At 36.6% G+C, this 21,021-nt stretch carries 20 protein-coding genes and 1 tRNA gene; 19 read left to right on the top strand and 2 right to left on the bottom strand.

Annotated elements, in window-relative coordinates:
• Positions 1 to 248: 248 nt before the first annotated feature.
• Positions 249 to 322, top strand: a tRNA-Arg gene (locus ODU46_RS09845).
• Here the strand turns inward: ODU46_RS09845 and ODU46_RS09840 are convergent.
• Together ODU46_RS09840 and rlmH are read right to left on the bottom strand one after the other, a co-directional pair.
• A complete protein-coding gene (locus ODU46_RS09840) occupies positions 320 to 1,003 on the bottom strand; it encodes a YoaK family protein (protein WP_029171250.1) in 684 nt (227 codons plus the stop codon). The two genes, ODU46_RS09845 and ODU46_RS09840, sit on opposite strands and share 3 nt — an antisense overlap.
• Before the next feature lie 24 nt (positions 1,004 to 1,027).
• A complete protein-coding gene (gene rlmH / locus ODU46_RS09835; protein WP_004194528.1) occupies positions 1,028 to 1,507 on the bottom strand; it encodes a 23S rRNA (pseudouridine(1915)-N(3))-methyltransferase RlmH in 480 nt (159 codons plus the stop codon).
• Between the two features lie 173 nt (positions 1,508 to 1,680).
• Between rlmH and ODU46_RS09830 the strand changes: the two genes are divergently transcribed.
• From ODU46_RS09830 to ODU46_RS09745, 18 genes are all read left to right on the top strand, one after another.
• Complete coding sequence (locus ODU46_RS09830) at positions 1,681 to 2,877, top strand: S1C family serine protease (RefSeq protein WP_398579568.1); 1,197 nt, start codon at positions 1,681 to 1,683, stop codon at positions 2,875 to 2,877.
• Positions 2,878 to 2,937: 60 nt separating this feature from the next.
• On the top strand, positions 2,938 to 3,702 hold the full coding sequence (locus ODU46_RS09825) for a ParB/RepB/Spo0J family partition protein (RefSeq protein ID WP_029186209.1): 765 nt from the start codon (positions 2,938 to 2,940) through the stop codon (positions 3,700 to 3,702).
• Positions 3,703 to 3,904: 202 nt separating this feature from the next.
• Positions 3,905 to 5,278 carry a chromosomal replication initiator protein DnaA gene (dnaA, locus tag ODU46_RS09820; RefSeq protein ID WP_024384308.1) on the top strand — a complete coding sequence of 458 codons (1,374 nt, stop codon included), beginning with the start codon at positions 3,905 to 3,907 and terminating at the stop codon, positions 5,276 to 5,278.
• A 153-nt stretch (positions 5,279 to 5,431) separates the two neighbouring features.
• Positions 5,432 to 6,568, top strand: coding sequence for a DNA polymerase III subunit beta (dnaN, locus tag ODU46_RS09815; RefSeq protein WP_004194538.1), 1,137 nt, complete (start codon positions 5,432 to 5,434; stop codon positions 6,566 to 6,568).
• A gap of 91 nt (positions 6,569 to 6,659) precedes the next feature.
• On the top strand, positions 6,660 to 7,541 hold the full coding sequence (locus tag ODU46_RS09810; RefSeq protein ID WP_398579567.1) for a diacylglycerol/lipid kinase family protein: 882 nt from the start codon (positions 6,660 to 6,662) through the stop codon (positions 7,539 to 7,541).
• A 9-nt stretch (positions 7,542 to 7,550) separates the two neighbouring features.
• Entirely contained in the window at positions 7,551 to 7,754 is a 204-nt protein-coding gene (locus tag ODU46_RS09805) for a DUF951 domain-containing protein (RefSeq protein WP_029171245.1), read from the top strand.
• A 103-nt stretch (positions 7,755 to 7,857) separates the two neighbouring features.
• The gene (locus ODU46_RS09800; protein WP_208581749.1) at positions 7,858 to 8,217 is read left to right on the top strand and encodes a helix-turn-helix domain-containing protein; all 360 of its coding nucleotides are present in this window, start codon (positions 7,858 to 7,860) and stop codon (positions 8,215 to 8,217) included.
• An 83-nt stretch (positions 8,218 to 8,300) separates the two neighbouring features.
• Complete coding sequence (ychF, locus tag ODU46_RS09795; protein ID WP_014637241.1) at positions 8,301 to 9,416, top strand: redox-regulated ATPase YchF; 1,116 nt, start codon at positions 8,301 to 8,303, stop codon at positions 9,414 to 9,416.
• Positions 9,417 to 9,878: 462 nt separating this feature from the next.
• Positions 9,879 to 10,448 carry an aminoacyl-tRNA hydrolase gene (gene pth / locus ODU46_RS09790; RefSeq protein ID WP_024384311.1) on the top strand — a complete coding sequence of 190 codons (570 nt, stop codon included), beginning with the start codon at positions 9,879 to 9,881 and terminating at the stop codon, positions 10,446 to 10,448.
• A complete protein-coding gene (gene mfd, locus ODU46_RS09785; RefSeq protein ID WP_395382151.1) occupies positions 10,448 to 13,942 on the top strand; it encodes a transcription-repair coupling factor in 3,495 nt (1,164 codons plus the stop codon). Before pth ends, mfd begins: the two co-directional genes overlap by 1 nt.
• Positions 13,943 to 13,991: 49 nt before the next feature.
• The gene (locus ODU46_RS09780; protein ID WP_004194330.1) at positions 13,992 to 14,264 is read left to right on the top strand and encodes an RNA-binding S4 domain-containing protein; all 273 of its coding nucleotides are present in this window, start codon (positions 13,992 to 13,994) and stop codon (positions 14,262 to 14,264) included.
• Positions 14,251 to 14,619 carry a septum formation initiator family protein gene (locus ODU46_RS09775; RefSeq protein ID WP_004194327.1) on the top strand — a complete coding sequence of 123 codons (369 nt, stop codon included), beginning with the start codon at positions 14,251 to 14,253 and terminating at the stop codon, positions 14,617 to 14,619. The genes ODU46_RS09780 and ODU46_RS09775 overlap by 14 nt, the downstream gene beginning before the upstream one ends.
• A complete protein-coding gene (locus ODU46_RS09770) occupies positions 14,616 to 14,729 on the top strand; it encodes an SP_0009 family protein (protein WP_004194325.1) in 114 nt (37 codons plus the stop codon). Before ODU46_RS09775 ends, ODU46_RS09770 begins: the two co-directional genes overlap by 4 nt.
• A 12-nt stretch (positions 14,730 to 14,741) precedes the next feature.
• Positions 14,742 to 16,022, top strand: a complete 1,281-nt coding sequence (locus ODU46_RS09765) for a serine hydrolase (RefSeq protein WP_398579566.1) — start codon at positions 14,742 to 14,744, stop codon at positions 16,020 to 16,022.
• Positions 16,023 to 17,291 (top strand): tRNA lysidine(34) synthetase TilS, encoded by a 1,269-nt coding sequence (gene tilS / locus ODU46_RS09760; protein ID WP_398579565.1) that lies wholly within the window; start codon positions 16,023 to 16,025, stop codon positions 17,289 to 17,291.
• A gap of 7 nt (positions 17,292 to 17,298) precedes the next feature.
• Positions 17,299 to 17,841, top strand: a complete 543-nt coding sequence (gene hpt / locus ODU46_RS09755) for a hypoxanthine phosphoribosyltransferase (RefSeq protein ID WP_014735203.1) — start codon at positions 17,299 to 17,301, stop codon at positions 17,839 to 17,841.
• 21 nt (positions 17,842 to 17,862) lie between these two features.
• On the top strand, positions 17,863 to 19,836 hold the full coding sequence (ftsH, locus tag ODU46_RS09750) for an ATP-dependent zinc metalloprotease FtsH (protein ID WP_105118936.1): 1,974 nt from the start codon (positions 17,863 to 17,865) through the stop codon (positions 19,834 to 19,836).
• Positions 19,837 to 20,184: 348 nt separating this feature from the next.
• Positions 20,185 to 20,655 carry a sigma-70 family RNA polymerase sigma factor gene (locus tag ODU46_RS09745; protein ID WP_024393242.1) on the top strand — a complete coding sequence of 157 codons (471 nt, stop codon included), beginning with the start codon at positions 20,185 to 20,187 and terminating at the stop codon, positions 20,653 to 20,655.
• Positions 20,656 to 21,021: the final 366 nt, after the last annotated feature.

The following is a 21,021-nucleotide window of genomic DNA, read 5'->3' as shown; positions in this document are numbered from 1 at the left end:
TTACTTTGAGACGTCTCAGAGCCAGTAACTTTAGTGTACTCTTTTTTTCAACATTTTCAACCCTAAAAATTCCTTGAATCTGCAGCTTTAGGCAAAAACAGAACTTAGTCTGAGACTAAATTCTGTTAGTGTTATGCAGTTTTCTCAAAGTAACTTCTGGAAGGACGGGAACTAGAACTTACTTTGAGAATTTACCTTTTTTATTGTATTGACAGAGTGCTTTGTTTAATGTAAAATAAAATGGTTAAGGTTCCATAGCTCAGCTGGATAGAGCATTCGCCTTCTAAGCGAACGGTCGCAGGTTCGAATCCTGCTGGAATCATTTAGACCTACCTCGAGTAGGTCTTTTTTCTTGCCATAATTCATAATTAATATATAAAACTGGCAAAATCAGACCAATAAGGGCATATTCTTCAAATTGGAAGGATAGGTGAGTAGATATAATGACACCTAGCATAAACCCTATAATGGTCAATAAGATGTTTCTACCTGTTTTTCTAAGTTCTGAATCTTTTTCAATAACTCCTTTAAACCAGAGGTAAGCAGCATTTTTGACATTCCCTGTCATCATCACATTGGCATACGGAGCACCTCGTAACCTTCTAAATGTTTCTACTTGAATAGAGGCTACGAAGGCTAGACTAGCAATTGTAAAAGACGCAGGCATAATAGGTGAGAGAATGATAGTTAGTAAAATAAGAACTAACATCATTACACTACTACCAAAGTGCCAAGACCATGTTTGTTTTTCAAAATACCTTCTTGCTAAGTAGGTAAAAAATTGTCCGAATACAAAAAATAAAATAGGAATGGAAAAATTAACTACCTGCGCAAAGTCACCTTTAGCTAAAAAATAAGCTAGGGAAATAACATTTCCAGATTGTACACCAGCAAAGCGACCACCCTGAGTCACAAAGGTAAAGGCATTTAAATAACCACTGATAAACGTTAATGAACAAGCAATTCTCAATCCCTCAAAAACACGATAATCTTTTTGATTCATTTTCACTCCTTGTTTCACGTGAAACTACTTATGATATGGGCTTCCCTGCTGAATCATAAATGCACGATAAATCTGCTCGATGAGAACTAATTTCATTAGTTGATGGGGAAGTGTCAACTGTCCAAAACTCATCAACAAATTAGCTCTTTTTTTAATACAAGAATCGAGACCCAAACTACCACCGATGATAAAAGTTATATCTGAATACCCATTTACTGCAATATCAGATAGCTTTTGACTAAATTCTTCCGATGGAAATTGTTTCCCTTCTATCGCTAAGGCAATGACAAAATCTCGCTCTCCAATTTTAGACATAATTCTATCGGCTTCTTTTTTTAATATTTGTTCATTCTCTGCCTGACTGGCTTTATCTGGTGTTTTTTCATCAGGAAGCTCAATCATATCCAACTTAGTAAATCGTCCCAATCGTTTACTATATTCTGCAATACCTTCTTTGAGGTACTTTTCTTTCAATTTTCCAACGGTAATTAATTTTATTTTCATAAAATAATTGTAACATATCCACAAGCATACGACAGAAAATATTTTTAGAAAATCAGGATATGGCTACAGTTTTTCACATAATTCACAGAGTTATCCACAGGTTGTGGATTGATTTTTGAAAACTTTAAGCTATAATTAAGAAAGCAAGAGTAATCTTAAGGAAAATTAAAGAAATGGAAAGGATTCTTTATATGAAAAAATATTTGAAATTTGCGATTCTATTTGTAATTGGATTTTTTGGGGGTCTTATCGGGGCCTTATCAGCCTCTTTCTTCCAACCACAGGTTCAACAAGCAAATTCTACTATCACTAGTGTCAGCAATGTTCAATATAATAATGAAACTTCCACCACAAAAGCTGTAGAGAAAGTACAAAATGCTGTTGTGTCTGTTATTAATTACCAAAAGTCAGCCAACAATAGTCTTGGTGCTATCTTTGGAAATATTGAATCATCTGACGAACTAGCTGTTGCTGGAGAGGGGTCTGGGGTTATCTATAAAAAAGATGGTCAATATGCCTATATTGTGACAAATACGCATGTTATTAATAACGCAGAAAAGATTGATATTCTTTTAGCATCTGGAGAAAAAATCAGCGGTGAACTCGTTGGTTCCGATACCTATTCTGATATAGCTGTTATAAAAATATCAGCAGATAAAGTCACTACTGTTGCTGAATTTGCTGATTCCGATACAATTAAAGTTGGAGAAACTGCTATCGCAATTGGTAGTCCTCTAGGTAGTGTCTACGCCAATACAGTTACTCAAGGTATTATTTCCAGCCTAAGTCGGACAGTTACTTCACAATCAGAAGACGGACAAACAATCTCAACCAACGCTATTCAAACTGATACAGCTATCAACCCAGGAAACTCTGGTGGACCATTGATTAATATCCAAGGACAAGTCATTGGTATCACCTCTAGCAAAATCACCTCAAGTTCTGTAAGTAGCTCTGGTGTGGCTGTGGAAGGGATGGGATTTGCTATTCCTGCAAATGATGCCGTAGCTATTATCAATCAACTTGAAAAAGATGGAAAAGTTAGCCGACCTGCTCTTGGAGTTCATATGGTTAACTTGACGACCTTGTCAACTAGTCAATTGGAAAAAGCTGGATTATCAAATACGGAATTAACATCCGGTGTAGTAATTGTCTCTACACAAAGTGGACTACCTGCAGATGGAAAATTAGAAACTTTTGATGTTATTACTGAAATTGACGGAGAAGCTATTCAAAATAAGAGTGACCTCCAGAGCGCTCTCTACAAACATCAAATTGGAGATACAATCACTGTAACTTATTACCGCAATAATCAGAAACAAACTGTTGACATTAAGTTGACACATTCTACAGAAGAACTTAGCGAATAATTGACAAATGAGACTTTACACAATTGTAAAGTCTCATTTTTTTTGCTAGAATAAGGATATATGGAAGAATTACGTACACTAAATATTTCAGAAATCCATCCCAATCCCTATCAGCCAAGAATTCATTTTGATGAAAAGGAGCTACTTGAGCTTGCTCAGTCTATTAAGGAAAATGGCTTAATTCAACCGATTATTGTAAGAAAATCTTCTATTATCGGATACGAATTATTAGCTGGAGAAAGAAGATTGCGAGCCAGTCAATTAGCTGGACTAACTACAATACCAGCAGTGGTAAAAGAGCTGACTGATGATGATTTACTCTATCAGGCTATCATAGAGAATCTGCAGCGTTCTAACTTAAATCCGATAGAAGAAGCAGCCTCTTATCAAAAATTGATTAGTAGAGGGTTAACACATGATGAAGTTGCTCAAATCATGGGAAAATCAAGACCATATATCAGTAATTTATTGCGCCTACTAAATCTATCATCTCAGACTAAACAAGCTGTAGAAGAAGGAAAAATTTCACAAGGGCACGCGCGACAATTGGTGTCATTTTCAGAAGAAAAGCAAGCCGAATGGGTTCAACTCATTTTATCAAAGGATTTAAGTGTGCGTACGCTTGAAAAATTAATAGCTGCAAATAAGAAAAAACACACTAAGCTTAAACAACGCGACCAATTTTTAAAAGAACAGGAAGATTCACTCAGTAAAACTCTTGGAACAACTACAAAAATTCTCAAGAAGAAAAACGGGAGCGGAGAAATTCGAATTAGCTTTAATGACCTCGATGAATTCGAAAGAATTATCAACAATTTTAAATAGACTTGTTTACAATTTATTTTTATAAACACTCTTTTCCACACTAAAATCATTACAAAAAGTCAGGACCAGCAAAGGTTCTGACTTTTATTCACATCTTGTGGAAAACTTTTCTTAACAGTGTGGATTTTTAAAATTATCTGTGGAAAACTTTTATTTTTTATGGTACACTATTCTAACGAATATAATGTGAAAGGGGGAAAATATGAACCAAGAACAACTTTTTTGGCAACGATTTATTGAATTAGCAAAAGTAAATTTTAAGCCATCTATTTATGATTTTTATGTCGCTGATGCAAAATTACTTGGAATCAACCAGCAAGTTGCAAATATTTTCTTAAATCGTCCATTTAAAAAAGATTTTTGGGAAAAAAACTTCGAAGAGTTAATGATTGCCGCTAGTTTTGAAATCTACGGAGAACCTCTTGCCATCCAATATCAATTTACAGAAGATGAACAGGAAATTAAGAACATTACAAACGCAAGAAGTTCAGTGGTTCACCAGGTACAGACACCTGAGCCGGCTACGCCTCAAGAAACTTTTAAACCGGTTCATTCTGATATAAAATCCCAGTACACCTTTGCTAATTTTGTACAAGGAGACAATAATCACTGGGCAAAGGCTGCAGCTTTAGCTGTATCTGATAACCTAGGTGAGCTCTACAATCCATTATTCATTTTTGGTGGTCCTGGTCTTGGAAAAACTCATATTTTAAATGCGATTGGAAATAAGGTTCTAGCCGATAATCCCCAGGCAAGGATAAAATATGTCTCATCGGAAACATTCATCAATGAATTTTTAGAACACCTCCGTCTCAATGATATGGAAAGTTTCAAAAAAACTTATCGCAATCTGGACTTACTTTTAATTGATGACATTCAGTCTCTCCGTAATAAAGCAACAACACAGGAAGAATTTTTCCATACTTTTAATGCGCTTCATGAAAAAAATAAGCAGATTGTACTCACAAGTGACCGTAATCCCGATCACTTAGACAATTTGGAAGAAAGACTAGTAACACGTTTCAAATGGGGGTTAACCAGTGAAATCACTCCACCTGATTTTGAAACACGTATCGCAATTTTACGTAACAAGTGCGAGAACCTGCCTTATAACTTTACAAATGAGACGCTATCCTATCTAGCTGGGCAATTTGATTCGAACGTACGTGACCTTGAAGGTGCCTTAAAAGATATCCATTTGATAGCCACTATGCGGCAACTGTCTGAGATAAGTGTCGAGGTTGCTGCTGAGGCTATTCGATCAAGAAAACAAACAAATCCACAAAACATGGTTATTCCTATTGAGAAAATCCAAACCGAAGTGGGAAATTTCTACGGTGTCAGCTTGAAAGAATTAAAAGGTTCTAAGCGTGTTCAACATATCGTTCACGCGCGACAAGTTGCTATGTTTTTAGCACGTGAAATGACAGACAATTCCCTTCCAAAAATTGGGAAAGAATTTGGTAATCGAGACCATACAACCGTTATGCATGCATACAATAAAATAAAAACTCTCCTCTTGGATGATGAGAATTTAGAAATAGAGATTACCAGTATAAAAAATAAACTTCGTTAACCTGTGTATAACTTTTTAAAAAACTTCTGTTTTTTCCACAAGTTGTGAACAAGTTAATTTCCGCAGTTTTATTGGTCTTTCATCACTTTTCCACAGAATACACAGAAACTACTATTACTATTAACCTTATAGATAATAAATAAAGGAGAATCCATGATTCAATTTTCTATTAATAAAAATATATTTCTACAAGCACTTAGTATTACTAAACGGGCAATCAGTACAAAAAATGCTATTCCAATTCTTTCAACAGTAAAAATTACAGTAACTAGTGAAGGAATCACTTTAACTGGTTCAAATGGACAAATCTCGATTGAACATTTTATTTCTATTCAAGATGAAAATGCAGGACTTTTGATCAGTTCTCCAGGTTCCATTCTCTTAGAAGCTGGTTTCTTTATTAATGTCGTATCCAGCATGCCGGATTTGGTCCTTGACTTCAATGAAATTGAACAAAAGCAAATCGTTTTGACAAGTGGTAAGTCTGAAATTACATTAAAGGGAAAAGAAGCAGAACAGTATCCTCGTTTACAGGAAGTTCCAACTTCAAAACCATTGGTGTTAGAAACCAAAGTATTGAAACAAACAATTAATGAAACAGCATTTGCAGCTTCTACACAAGAAAGTCGTCCTATTCTTACGGGTGTTCATTTTGTTTTAACAGAAAATAAAAATCTAAAAACTGTTGCAACAGATTCACACCGTATGAGCCAACGGAAATTGGTCCTTGATACATCTGGTGATGATTTTAATGTTGTCATTCCAAGTCGTTCTCTCCGTGAATTTACTGCAGTTTTTACAGATGATATTGAAACAGTAGAAGTCTTCTTTTCAAATAATCAAATCCTTTTTAGAAGCGAGCATATTAGCTTCTATACACGATTATTAGAGGGTACCTACCCTGATACCGACCGCTTAATTCCAACCGAGTTTAAAACAACTGCAATTTTTGATACTGCAAATCTTCGTCACTCGATGGAGCGTGCTCGTCTTCTTTCAAATGCAACCCAAAATGGTACAGTAAAACTAGAAATTGCTAATAATGTTGTATCGGCTCATGTAAATTCTCCAGAAGTTGGACGTGTGAATGAGGAATTAGATACTGTAGAAGTATCAGGTGAAGACTTAGTAATCAGCTTTAACCCAACTTACTTGATAGAAGCATTGAAAGCCACAACTAGTGAACAAGTGAAAATTAGCTTTATCTCTTCTGTCCGTCCATTTACATTGATTCCCAATAATGAAGGGGAAGATTTTATTCAATTGGTTACACCAGTTCGTACCAACTAAATAATATTAAGAACGGCTAAACTAGCCGTTTTTATGTTATACTAAAAAATAGCACCTAGCTTATTTTTATATATTTAGTGATGGGGAATAAATGACGTTATATATATTAGCTAATCCTAGTGCTGGTAGCCATACTGCAGAACACATCATATTCAAAATAAAAGAAAGTTATCCACAGCTTGCAGTTAACATTTTTATGACAGTTGGGCCTGAGGATGAAAAAAGTCAAATAGAGGCTATTTTAAAGGAGTTTGTCAGTAGTGAAGACCAATTAATGATTTTAGGCGGAGACGGCACCCTATCTAAAGCCTTGCGTTTTTGGCCAGCTAGTCTACCGTTTGCTTATTATCCAACAGGATCTGGAAATGATTTTGCAAAAGCAATGAATATAACATCGCTCTATAGAAGTGTAGATGCCATTTTAGAGGGAAAAACAAGTCGGATATATGTTTTAAACAGTTCATACGGAACGGTTGTAAATAGTATGGATTTTGGCTTTGCAGCTCAAGTTATCAATGGTTCAACGAATTCAATTTTGAAAAAAATTCTGAACAAGGTAAAACTTGGGAAGTTAACTTATCTATTCTTTGGTATTAAAACATTATTTTCAAAACAAGCTATAAACTTAGAATTAACTCTTGATGGAAAATCTTATCAGTTAGGTAATCTCTTTTTTATTTCTGTAGCAAATAGTCTTTATTTTGGTGGAGGAATCATGATATGGCCAACAGCAAGTGCTAAAAAGAAGGAAGTAGATATTGTTTACTTCAAAAATGGAAATTTCTACCAACGTCTACAATCATTGTTAGCCTTATTAACGAAGAGGCATGAATCTTCTCATACAATTCAGCATTTAACAGGGGTAGATGTAGTTTTAAAATCAAAAGAAAAATTATTATTGCAAATAGATGGAGAGATATGCACTGCAAATGAGGTAACGTTAACCTATCAGGAAAGAAGTATGTATCTTTAAGGAGGAAGTATGTATCAATTAGGATCCTTTGTCGAAATGAAAAAGCCTCATGCCTGTGTCATCAAATCGACCGGCAAGAAGGCCAATAAATGGGAAGTCATCCGTCTAGGAGCGGATATCAAAATCCGCTGTACCAACTGTGACCATGTAGTCATGATGAGCCGGCATGATTTTGAACGAAAAATGCAACAAGTGCTGCCTAGTGAAACCTAGTTGACAGTTTGCAACTGCTGGTTGCGAATATTTCCTAAAAAGTGCTAGTCAACTGTTCCTTTCTAAACTATAATAGACTTATAAAAAAGAGGAGGAAATGATCATGAATCAGTTAGCACAGCAAATTCGAGTTTTAAGAACAGCCAATAACCTATCCCAAGATGAGTTGGCAGAGAAACTCTATATTTCCCGTCAGGCTGTTTCCAAGTGGGAAAATGGTGAAGCAACGCCAGATATCGACAAACTGGTCCAGCTGGCAGAAATTTTTGGTGTCAGTCTGGATTATCTGGTTTTAGGAAAAGAGCCTGAGAAGGAAATTGTGGTGGAACAACGAGGAAAAATGAATGTTTGGGAATACTTGAACGAAGAATCCAAACGACCTCTTACAAGAGGAGATATTATCTCTCTCATTTTTGTTGCAGTTGTTGTTTTAGGTTCATTTTTCATTATGCATTATTTTTAACGAAGCTTGCCAATCGGCAAGCTTTTTCTCTATTTTTCTGCTATAATAGTCATGATTGAATTTTTAATTGGAGAGTAAAAAACATGGCTTTAACAGCAGGAATCGTCGGTTTGCCAAACGTTGGTAAATCAACCCTATTTAATGCGATTACAAAGGCAGGAGCAGAGGCTGCCAACTACCCTTTCGCGACCATTGATCCAAACGTCGGCATGGTAGAAGTGCCTGATGAGCGTTTGCAGAAGTTGACAGAACTCATCACTCCTAAAAAGACAGTTCCAACCACTTTTGAATTTACTGATATTGCTGGTATCGTAAAAGGTGCCTCTAAAGGTGAAGGGCTTGGAAATAAATTCTTGGCCAATATCCGCGAAGTTGACGCCATTGTCCATGTGGTGCGTGCCTTTGACGATGAAAATGTCATGCGTGAACAAGGCCGTGAAGATGCCTTTGTTGATCCTATCGCAGACATTGATACCATTAACCTAGAATTGATTTTGGCGGACCTAGAGAGCATCAACAAGCGTTATGCGCGTGTAGAAAAAATGGCCCGTACACAAAAAGACAAGGATTCTGTAGCAGAATTTGCAGTCCTTGAAAAAATCAAACCTGTCCTAGAAGACGGAAAATCTGCTCGTACAGTTGACTTCACAGATGAAGAACAAAAAATCGTTAAGCAACTCTTCCTCTTGACCACTAAACCAGTCCTCTATGTTGCCAACGTCGATGAAGACAAGGTAGCAGATCCAGAGTCTATCAGCTATGTTCAGCAAATCCGTGACTTTGCAGCAACAGAAAATGCAGAAGTAGTGGTGATTTCTGCGCGTGCTGAAGAAGAAATTTCAGAACTCGATGATGAAGACAAGGGTGAGTTTTTGGAAGCCCTCGGCTTGACAGAATCTGGTGTGGACAAATTAACACGTGCAGCCTATCACTTGCTTGGTCTAGGCACCTACTTTACAGCAGGAGAGAAGGAAGTTCGTGCTTGGACCTTCAAACGTGGTATGAAAGCTCCTCAATGTGCTGGCATCATCCACTCAGACTTCGAAAAAGGCTTTATCCGTGCCGTAACCATGTCCTATGATGATTTGATTCAATACGGCTCTGAAAAGGCAGTCAAGGAAGCAGGACGCCTCCGTGAAGAAGGAAAAGAATACGTCGTTCAAGATGGGGACATCATGGAGTTCCGCTTTAATGTATAATAGACAATTAGGTTGGAATACATTTTCCAGCCTTTTGGTATTTCTAGTCGTTTAGTTTGCTTTTAGTACTAGGCAACGAACCGTAGGCAGTACTAGAGTACGACAAGATGAGTTCAAATAATTTCATAATTATTTGAATCGGGAAATAGTGAGTGGGAAAGAACTCAACCATTCATAGAAGAGTTCGTCAACAAGTCTTTATTTCTAGTTGTTGAGCTGAAACAGTCTATTCCCAGACTGTTTCACTCCCACCCCCCGCACAGCTCAAACTGTCTGGGAGACAGTTTGAGGTTGGAGATAAGGCGAACTTTGTTCGCAACAGTCGTAATGGTTAGATTTGGAGTGTAAAACACGAATTGCAGAGATGTTGACACTAACTTTGAGAAGCGGTGCTGGGCTTTTTGCCCAGCCTCCGTTCGTTGAAGTAATAAAAGATAAACTAAGTGATGAAAAGGAGAAAAAATGACACGATTGATTATAGGCCTAGGAAATCCTGGGGATCGCTATTTTGAAACCAAGCACAATGTCGGCTTTATGTTGCTAGATAAGATTGCCAAGCGTGAAAATGTAACTTTTAGTCACGATAAGATTTTCCAAGCAGACATTGCCACAACCTTTATTGACGGTGAAAAAATCTATCTAGTAAAGCCAACGACCTTCATGAACGAATCAGGTAAGGCTGTCCATGCCTTGATGACCTATTATGGTCTAGATGAGACAGATATTTTGGTGGCTTACGACGACTTGGACATGGCTGTTGGGAAAATCCGTTTTCGTCAAAAGGGTTCAGCTGGTGGCCACAATGGGATTAAATCCATTGTCAAGCACATTGGAACACAAGAATTTGATCGCATTAAGATAGGTATTGGTCGTCCAAAAGGAAAGATGAGCGTTGTCAATCACGTCTTATCTGGATTTGATACAGAAGACCGTATTGAAATCGACTTAGCACTAGATAAACTTGACAAGGCTGTCAACTTTTATCTGGAAGAGGACGATTTTGATAGCATCATGAGAAAGTTTAACGGATAATGAATATACTAGATCTTCTTCACAAAAATAAGCAAATCAATCAGTGGCAGTCTGGCTTAAACAAGTCAGATCGCCAACTATTATTAGGACTCACTGGCACCAGTAAGTCATTAGTCATGGCGACTGCCTATGATTGTTTGGCTGAAAAGATTATGATTGTGACTGCTACTCAAAATGATGCTGAGAAATTAGTTGCAGATTTAACAGCCATCGTTGGAAGTGAGAATGTTTACAACTTTTTTACAGATGATAGTCCTATTGCCGAGTTTGTTTTTGCATCAAAAGAACGGACTCAATCAAGGATTGACAGTTTAAATTTCTTGACAGATTCTACCAGTTCAGGAATTTTAGTTGCTAGTATGGCTGCTTGTCGGGTCTTATTGCCGAGTCCTGAGACTTATAAAGGTTCTAAAATAAAGCTTGAAGTTGGTCAAGAAATAGAAGTTGACAATCTTGTAAAGAAACTTGTCAATATAGGTTATAAAAAAGTTTCTCGTGTTTTAACACAAGGGGAATTCAGCCAACGAGGGGATATTCTAGATATTTTTGATATGCAAGCGGCATCTCCCTGCCGTTTAGAATTCTTTGGAGATGAAATTGATGGCATCCGTATTTTTGATGTAGATAGTCAAAAGTCTTTAGAGAATCTCGAACAAATCAGTTTGTCACCAGCATCAGATATTATTTTATCGTCTACTGACTATGAGCGGGCTAGTCAGAAAATCCAAATCTCTATTGACCAATCTAGAAGTGGGGAGCAGCAGTCTTATTTACGAGAAGTCGTGGCAGATATGCAAACGGAATATCGTCATCCCGATTTACGAAAATTTCTATCATTTTTATATGAACAATCTTGGACATTGTTGGATTATTTGCCAAAGGGTTCTCCCTTATTTTTAGATGATTTTCATAAAATTGCTGACAAGCAGGCTCAATTTGAAAAAGAATCAGCAGAGTTATTGACAGATGATTTACAAAAGGGAAAATCAGTGTCAAGTTTGCACTATTTTGCATCTACCTATTCGGAGTTAAGAAAATACAAACCTGCCACTTTCTTTTCAAGTTTTCAAAAAGGTTTAGGTAATGTAAAGTTTGATGCTCTCTATCAATTCACACAGTATCCTATGCAGGAATTTTTCCACCAGATTCCACTGTTAAAAGATGAATTGACTCGGTATGCGAAGTCAAACAATACCGTTGTTATTCAAGCGAGTTCTGATGTAAGTTTACAGACTTTACAGAAAACTTTACAAGAGTATGATATCCATCTTCCAGTACATGCGGCAGATAAGTTAGTAGAAGGTCAGCAACAGGTTACGATTGGTCAGTTAGCTTCAGGTTTTCATTTGATGGATGAGAAACTAGTTTTCATCACTGAAAAAGAGATTTTCAATAAGAAAATGAAGCGTAAGACACGTAGAACCAATATTTCTAACGCTGAACGTATTAAGGACTATAGTGAATTAGCAGTTGGTGACTATGTCGTTCACCATGTTCATGGTATCGGTCAATACTTAGGAATTGAGACTATTGAAATTTCAGGCATTCATCGTGATTATTTAACGGTTCAATATCAAAACTCCGATCGCATTTCTATTCCTGTAGAACAAATTGATCTTCTCTCCAAATACTTAGCATCTGATGGGAAAGCTCCAAAAGTTAATAAACTAAACGATGGTCGGTTCCAACGAACCAAGCAAAAAGTTCAGAAGCAAGTGGAGGATATTGCAGATGATTTGATTAAGCTTTATGCGGAGCGTAGTCAACTGAAAGGCTTTGCCTTTTCACCAGATGATGAGAATCAGGTTGAGTTTGACAACTACTTTACACATGTGGAAACCGACGACCAACTTCGTTCCATTTATGAAATCAAACAAGATATGGAAAAGGACTCTCCAATGGATCGTTTGCTGGTAGGGGATGTCGGCTTTGGTAAGACAGAGGTAGCTATGCGCGCTGCTTTCAAAGCTGTCAATGATGGCAAGCAAGTAGCTATTCTTGTTCCTACAACTGTTTTAGCCCAGCAACACTACGCTAATTTCCAAGAACGGTTTGCAGAATTTCCTGTTAATGTTGATGTTATGAGTCGTTTTAAAACAAAGGCAGAGCAGGAAAAAACACTTGAGAAGTTGAAAAAAGGCCAAGTTGACATCTTGATTGGTACCCATCGCCTCCTATCAAAAGATGTTGTTTTTGCTGATTTAGGTTTACTGGTTATTGATGAAGAGCAACGGTTTGGTGTCAAGCATAAGGAACGCTTGAAGGAACTGAAAAAGAAAATAGATGTCCTAACCCTAACTGCAACTCCGATTCCTCGGACATTGCAAATGTCCATGTTGGGAATCCGTGACTTATCAGTAATTGAGACTCCACCGACAAATCGCTATCCTGTACAAACTTATGTGATGGAAACAAATCCTTCCGTTATCCGAGATGCAATGCTTCGTGAGATAGATCGCGGAGGTCAGGTTTACTATCTTTACAATAAAGTTGACACCATTGAACAGAAAGTGTCTGAATTAAAAGACTTGGTTCCAGAAGCTACTATAGGATACGTCCATGGACAAATGTCGGAAATCCAATTAGAAAATACTCTCTATGCCTTTGTAGAGGGTGAGTATGATATTCTAGTGACCACAACAATCATCGAAACAGGTGTTGATATTCCAAATGCTAATACACTGTTTATTGAAAATGCCGATCACATGGGACTGTCAACTCTCTATCAACTTCGAGGACGTGTTGGCCGTTCCAGTCGGATTGCCTATGCCTATCTCATGTACCGTCCAGACAAGTCCCTGACAGAAGTAGCTGAAAAACGTTTGGAGGCAATCAAGGGCTTTACAGAACTAGGATCAGGTTTCAAGATTGCCATGCAAGATTTGTCTATCCGTGGAGCTGGAAATATTTTAGGCGCTGCCCAGTCAGGATTTATTGATTCTGTAGGGTATGAATTGTATTCACAATTGCTAGAACAAGCCATTTTAGAAAAACAAGGCAAGGCGTCTCAGCGTCAGAAAAGCAACACTGAGGTCAACCTACAGATTGACGCCTATCTACCAAGTGACTATATTGCTGATCAGCGACAAAAAATTGAAATTTACAAGCGTATAAAGAATATTGACAGTCGTGTCAACTATCAAGAATTACAAGAAGAATTGATAGACCGTTTTGGAGAGTATCCTGATGTAGTAGCCTACTTACTGGAAATCGGTCTATTGAAGTCATTTTTAGACCAAGTTTTCTGTCATACAGTTCTTAGACGACAACATCAAGTGACAGTAACATTCGAACCTATGGCTGGTCAAATTTTCCTAACGCAAGATTACTTTGAAGCTTTATCTGTGACAAATTTGAAAGCTCAGATAACGGAAAATAAAGGAAAACTAGCTGTTGTGTTTAACATTCAACAGAAAAAAGAATATGAAATATTAGAGGAATTGATTTCTTTTGCCGAAAAATTAAAAGAAATTAAAGCAAGGAAGGCAGAATAAATTTCTCAAATACCTTGAAAAATGGTAAAATAGTGAACTGAGGTAAAGTATGAGACTAGATAAATATTTGAAAGTATCCCGCATTATCAAGCGTCGAACAGTTGCGAAGGAAGTTGCCGATAAAGGACGAATAAAAGTCAATGGGATTTTGGCGAAATCTTCAACAGATTTAAAAGTAAATGATCAGGTTGAAATCCAATTTGGTAATAAACTACTCACTGTAAAAGTACTTGAGATGAAAGATTCGACTAAAAAAGAAGACGCACTGAAAATGTATGAAATTATCAGTGAAAAAAGGATAGAAAAAGATGAAGAAATCTAAAATTCTACAACTGAATAATGCCTTTATTCAGTCGGAACGTAAAAAAACTCAGCATCAATTGGCAGAACGCCAACAAAAAAATCGTTTTATGGGTGCAATTCTCATTCTAGTTATCTTTCTTTTTATGTTGCCTGCCTACAATCTTGTTGGGACATACACTAATATTCAGCAGCAGGAAAAGAAACTTGCTGAATTGGAAAAAAATTACGAAGAACTGACCAAAGAACAGAAGCAGGAAGCAGAGATGGTTGCAAAATTGAAAAATGAGGAATATGCAGCAAAGTATGTTCGGGCTAAGTATCAATACTCTAAAGAAGGGGAATTTGTCTACAATATTCCAGGGTTACCAAAATGACCGAATCTATTTTTAAAATTGTAGAGCAATTTTTACAGCATTCTGATGAAAAATTAGAAGAGTTGAATCAAAAGAATAGAGAATTAAAGTTAGAAGAAAATGAATCCTAGAAAGGAGGGAGTATGCAGAAAAAACTGCTCGTATGGTTATTGCCAGTTTTATTTGGATGGCAGGTGGTCGATAGTACAGAAATACCATTTGAACTCACAGCGCAAGAAGAATACGAATTGACTCATACTATCTATGATCAGTATTTTCAAACTATCCCTCAAAACCCAAATGTTTTTCAAACTGAGAATCTTTATTCGGATGAAGAACTGACTATAGCAGGTGGACAATTACAGCCGAACCAACATTTTTCTATTACGGATGTTTTAGTCAATAGTAAAAAAGAATTGGTTTTCCAAATAGATGACAAGGGTTACATTCTTGCAAGTAGGCATCTACTATTTGATGATGTAATTGTTACAGAAACTACTGTTGAGCAAACTTATTGGACAAAAAAAGGTTTCACATTGTTAACCTCACCAATTGCTAACGAAGCTACGGAAATAAAAAATGATTTACAACACTATCAAGCTGTTATGGTTTCTAAAATTGTAACAACTTCCCTAGGTGAGTTTGCCTATGTTACAGATAAAGGTTGGATTGCAGTAAATAATCTTTCTAAAACGGATAATAGAGTAGAAGCTGTTCAAGAGTTGTTGACTAACAAATATTCCAAAGATACTATTGGTATATATGTGAAACAATTGTCAACAGGTCAAACTGCAGGTGTAAATCAAGAGAAACTATTCTATTCTGCCAGCATTGCTAAACTACCAATTCTTTATTACGTTCAAGAGCAACTGAATGCTGGGTATATTGATTTGACTACTAAAGTGAAATATACAGCCGAATCTATGTCCTTCCCAGGAGCTTATGTTGCTGGAGGAAGTGGTTCACTGTCAAAAACTCCTGACAACAAAGATTATTCAGTGGAAGAATTGATCAATAAGACTGCTAAAGAGTCAGACAATGTAGCTAGTAATTTACTTTCTTATTATGTAGCTAATAAATTCGATTCCAATTTTTATCAAGTAATAACTGCTAAAACAGGTAGTGAGTGGAGTATGGTTACACGTGAAACTTCAGCTGAGATCGCAGGGAAAATGATGGAAGCCTTATATATTCAAAATGGCTATGTGCTAGAAAGTTTGTTATCTACTCAATTTGATAATCAACGTATTTCGAAAGACATCTCAGTTCCAGTTGCTCATAAAATTGGCGATGCAGACGATGTCAAACACGATGTAGCGATTGTTTACGCAGGATCTCCTTTTGTTTTATCTATTTTTACAGATAAATCAAATTATGATGAGATTACACAAATTGCAAATGATATTTACGGGATTTTAAAGTAAATGAAAGATAGATTTTTAAAAGTGACACAGGATGGTCACTTTTTTGATAAACATAAGAAAGTACTAGTAGCCGTATCCGGTGGGGTAGATTCTATGAACCTATTCCATCTTTTATACGAATGCAAACAAGTGTTAGGGATTGAACTTGGAATTGCCCATATTAATCATGGACAGAGGGAAGAATCTGTCATCGAGGAAAAATATCTTAAACAGTTAGCAGAAGAAAGTAATGTTCCCTTTTATCTGTCCTATTTTGAAGGTGATTTTTCAGAAGAAGCGGCGCGAAAATGGCGTTATGGATTTTTTGCTACAATCATGGAGAAGGAAGGCTACACTGCACTAGTGACAGCCCACCATGCAGATGATCAGGCAGAAACTGTCTTTATGCGATTGATTAGAGGAGGGCGTTTGCGTCACTTATCAGCAATTCAACCGACTCAGCCTTTTGCAACAGGAGAACTTATTCGACCACTTTTATCTTTTAAAAAGGCAGATTTTGATAAGCTATTTCATTTTGAAGATTGCAGTAATGCAGATTTCAAATATTTTCGAAATAGAGTCAGAAATGACTATTTACCAAAGTTAAAACAGGAAAATCCTAAAATCGAACTTGCTCTCAATAATCTTGCAGTTGATACAAATAATCTATTTCAAGCGCTAAGAGATTTGACACAGGATTTATCCGTTACAGATGTGATGAGTTTTCAACAACAGACACCTGCAGTACAAAGTTATCTATTAGAGGAATATTTGGAAAAATTTCCTGATTTACAGCTCTCTCGTCCACAATTTAATGAAGTATTACATATATTGCGTTCAAAAACTAACTACTATCATTTATTGAAAAATGATTACATGTTAGAGAAGGATTATCATCGTTTTCAAATTTATAAAATAGGACTAGAGACGGATAGTCAACCAGAAAAAATCATGATAAAATCAGAGGGTATTTTTTCTTACGGCTCATATATTTTTTCTCTCAATCATCCTTTGGTAGAAGCGGATAGTATTTTATATTTTCCTACAGAAAATCCAATTGTAGTGAGGAGAAGGCAGGCTGGGGATACCATTTTAATAAACGGAGTAAATAAAAAACTCCGCCGTTGGTTTATTGATAATAAAATCTCACAGAAAGTTCGACAAAATGCGCTTATTATCGAGCAGAATGGAGAAATTTATGGAATTACGAATCTTGTTAGCAGTGATTTGAGTAAATCAGTAAAAAATGATATAATCAAAGCTACCTTATATATAAAAATGAAAGAGTAGAACAACTATGTTGGACAAAGATATTAAGAAAATTCTTGTTTCAGAAGAAGAAATCGTTGCAAAATGCAAAGAACTCGGTCAAATTCTAGCAACAGACTATGCAGATAAGAATCCTATTCTTGTAGGAATTTTAAAAGGTTCTATCCCATTTATGGCAGAATTAATGAAACATATTGATGCCCATGTAGAAACGGATTATATGGTTGTTTCTAGCTACCATGGCGGAACGGAGAGTAGTGGTACCGTTAAGATTATCAAGGATTTGGACAATAGTGTTGCAGGTCGACATATCATCTTCGTAGAGGATATTATTGACACTGGTCGCACATTAAAAGAATTGAAAGAACTCTTTGCTTTGCGTCAGGCAGCTTCTATTAAAATTGCCACTCTTCTTGATAAACCAGAAGGTCGTGTTGTTGAAATCGAGCCAGACTACACTTGCTTTACTATTCCAAATGAATTTGTAGTTGGATTTGGCTTAGATTATGATGAAAATTATCGTAATCTTCCTTATGTTGGTGTACTCAAAGAGGAAGTTTACACAAAATAGAAAAAGGTTTCCTACTATATTATGAACAATCAACCAAATAAAGGATTTATAAAAAATCCTTTTCTCATTATTCTCGTTATTGCCACTATTGTTACAGCCTTTCAATTTTTTAACGCTGGTCAGCAAGTAGCAACTCAAGAAATCAGTTATTCACAAGTAGTGACTGAATTGAAAAATAATAATGTATCTGAAATTACTTATCAACCAAATTCAAGTGTTATTGAAATTACTGGTAAGTACAAAACAGAACAGGAAGCTAAAGATGAGTTAGCTTCATCTATTAAGTTATTCCAAGTTTCTAGCAAAGTTAAGTATAAAAACTTTAAGTCACTAATTTTACCGTCAGAAACGAATTTGTCAGAGCTACAAGCTCTTGCAAATGAAAATGGAGTAAAGGTTACTATTAAACCTGAAAGTTCAAATGGACTTTGGTTAAATATTGTCTTTAATTTGTTACCGCTTATCATTGCTGGTGTATTCTTTATGATGATGATGAACCAGGGTGGCGGTGGGGCTCGAGGAGCCATGAACTTTGGACGGAATAAAGCTAAAGCTTTGGAACAAAGTAACATCAAGGTACGTTTCTCAGATGTAGCAGGTGCAGAGGAAGAAAAACAAGAATTAGTTGAAGTTGTTGAATTTTTGAAGGATCCAAAACGCTTTACTAAACTTGGAGCACGTATTCCAGCAGGTGTGCTACTAGAGGGTCCTCCAGGAACAGGTAAAACCTTGCTTGCCAAAGCAGTAGCGGGTGAAGCGGGTGTGCCATTCTTCTCTATTTCTGGTTCAGATTTTGTTGAAATGTTTGTTGGTGTCGGTGCCAGCCGTGTTCGTTCATTATTTGAAGATGCAAAAAAAGCAGCACCAGCCATTATTTTCATCGATGAAATCGATGCTGTCGGTCGCCAACGTGGTGTCGGCATGGGTGGTGGTAACGATGAACGTGAACAAACCCTCAACCAACTCCTAATTGAAATGGATGGTTTTGAAGGCAACGAAGGGATCATTGTCATTGCCGCAACCAACCGTAGTGATGTTTTAGACCCTGCCCTTCTTCGTCCAGGTCGTTTTGACCGTAAAGTATTGGTTGGTCGTCCGGATGTTAAAGGACGTGAAGCAATCCTTAAAGTTCATGCGAAGAATAAACCATTAGCAGCAGATGTAGATTTGAAATTAGTAGCACAACAAACACCAGGATTTGTTGGTGCAGATTTAGAGAATGTTCTTAACGAAGCAGCCCTTGTAGCAGCACGTCGAAACAAGACTGTCATTGATGCTTCAGATATTGACGAAGCAGAAGATCGTGTAATTGCAGGTCCATCTAAGAAAGACCGTCAAGTTTCAGCCAAAGAACGCGAAATCGTTGCCTACCATGAAGCAGGTCATACAATTGTTGGTCTCGTACTATCAAATGCACGTGAAGTTCACAAAGTAACAATTGTTCCCCGCGGTCGCGCAGGTGGATACATGATTGCCCTTCCTAAAGAAGATCAAATGCTTCTATCTAAAGAAGATATGAAGGAGCAATTGGCTGGTCTTATGGGTGGTCGTGTTGCGGAAGAAATTATTTTTAATACCCAAACAACCGGTGCCTCAAATGACTTTGAACAAGCTACACAGATGGCGCGTGCTATGGTTGCAGAATATGGTATGAGTGAAAAAATGGGACCAATGCAGTATGAAGGCAGTCATGCAATGTTTGGTGGACAAACAACTCAAAAACATATTTCTGAGCAAACTGCATATGAGTTAGATAATGAAGTAAGAGATCTGCTAAATGAGGCTCGAAATAAAGCTGCAGATATTATTCAATCAAACCGTGATACACACAAACTGATTGCAGAAGCACTTCTCAAATATGAAACTCTTGATAGTGTTCAAATTAAATCTCTGTATGAAACAGGCAAAATGCCAGAGAATATTGAACACGATGACGAAGATGTTCATCCCCTTTCTTATGAAGAAATAAAAGAGAAAATTAATACGAAAGAGTAGTATAAAAATACTCTGGGCAAGACATTCCATAACGGATCTGCCCTCACTCTTAACCACTAAAATAACCACCAAGCCTTCGCTAAGTACATAATTTTGGCGAAGGCTTTTTTACAGGCTACACATCAGAAACAGGGTATTTACAAGAAAAACGAATCAGTTATTTATCTCAATCTTAGAACTATACCAAATAATTACCTTCTGGAGCAGAATGCAATGTTTGCCATAGAGTATCAATAGCAAATGTACTTTAAAAAAGAAAAATCAAATAAAGTATGCTAGACAAAAATGTCCTGTAGAAAGACAGCACTTTTCGATAAACTTAAACCATCAACAAAAGGAGATTAAGAAATGGAATTCGAAAAAGTGTACGCAAGCGTTAAAGGTATTGTAAACAAGGCTCGAAAAGAGTTTTACATTAAACTATGGGATCGAGATGATTGGGAACAAGAAGGAATGATGACCTTATTTGAATTGTTGGAAGATCAACCGTGGCTAGTTGATGAACAAGTTCAATTATATTGTTATTTCAAAGTCAAGTTCAGAAATCGAATCAAGGATCGTATCCGTAAACAGGAAAGTCAAAAACGCAAGTTTGACCGTATGCCACATGAAGATATTCACGAATTATCTCACGCAATACAATCACCGGGATTGATAAACGATGAACTATTAATGTTGAGAGGTGCCTTGAGAGATTATCGAAAAAATCTGAGCAATGATCAACTTGATAAATACGAAAAATTAATTAGCGGACAATGTTTTAATGGTCGCCGTGAAATGATACGTGATCTACAAATTCATTTGAAAGACTTTCGCTAAAGCTAGTCACTAACATTATGTTAATCGAATCAAGAAATTGGGCAGAAGTATTATAAAAAGTTCTGTTCAGTTTCTTTTTATCTAGGTTATAGCAAAGAGAAGAAGGAATAGGAGAGGAGTGACTAAATGTGATACTCAGCCAATAGTAACTTAAGTGCCTGATTGACTGATTTAGCGGTATTATTTGGAATTAACCTTATGCTTTAGTATCTACATAGAACTTCCAGTGTAAAAATATCAAAAAACCGGTTGACAATGTGTATAAGTCGTGATAGAATAATTGAGTTGTCTCTTGAGGGGCTAGTCAGTAGCGGAACGAAAAAAAGTTTCGAAAAAGTGTTGACAAGTCCATCAGAAGATGATAGA

It is taken from the genome of Streptococcus sp. 2020WUSS089, assembly GCF_044427405.1.
Lineage (GTDB): Bacteria > Bacillota > Bacilli > Lactobacillales > Streptococcaceae > Streptococcus > Streptococcus hashimotonensis.
Note: the sequence above shows the minus strand (reverse complement) of the source record. Positions and strands in the feature narration are given on the sequence as shown.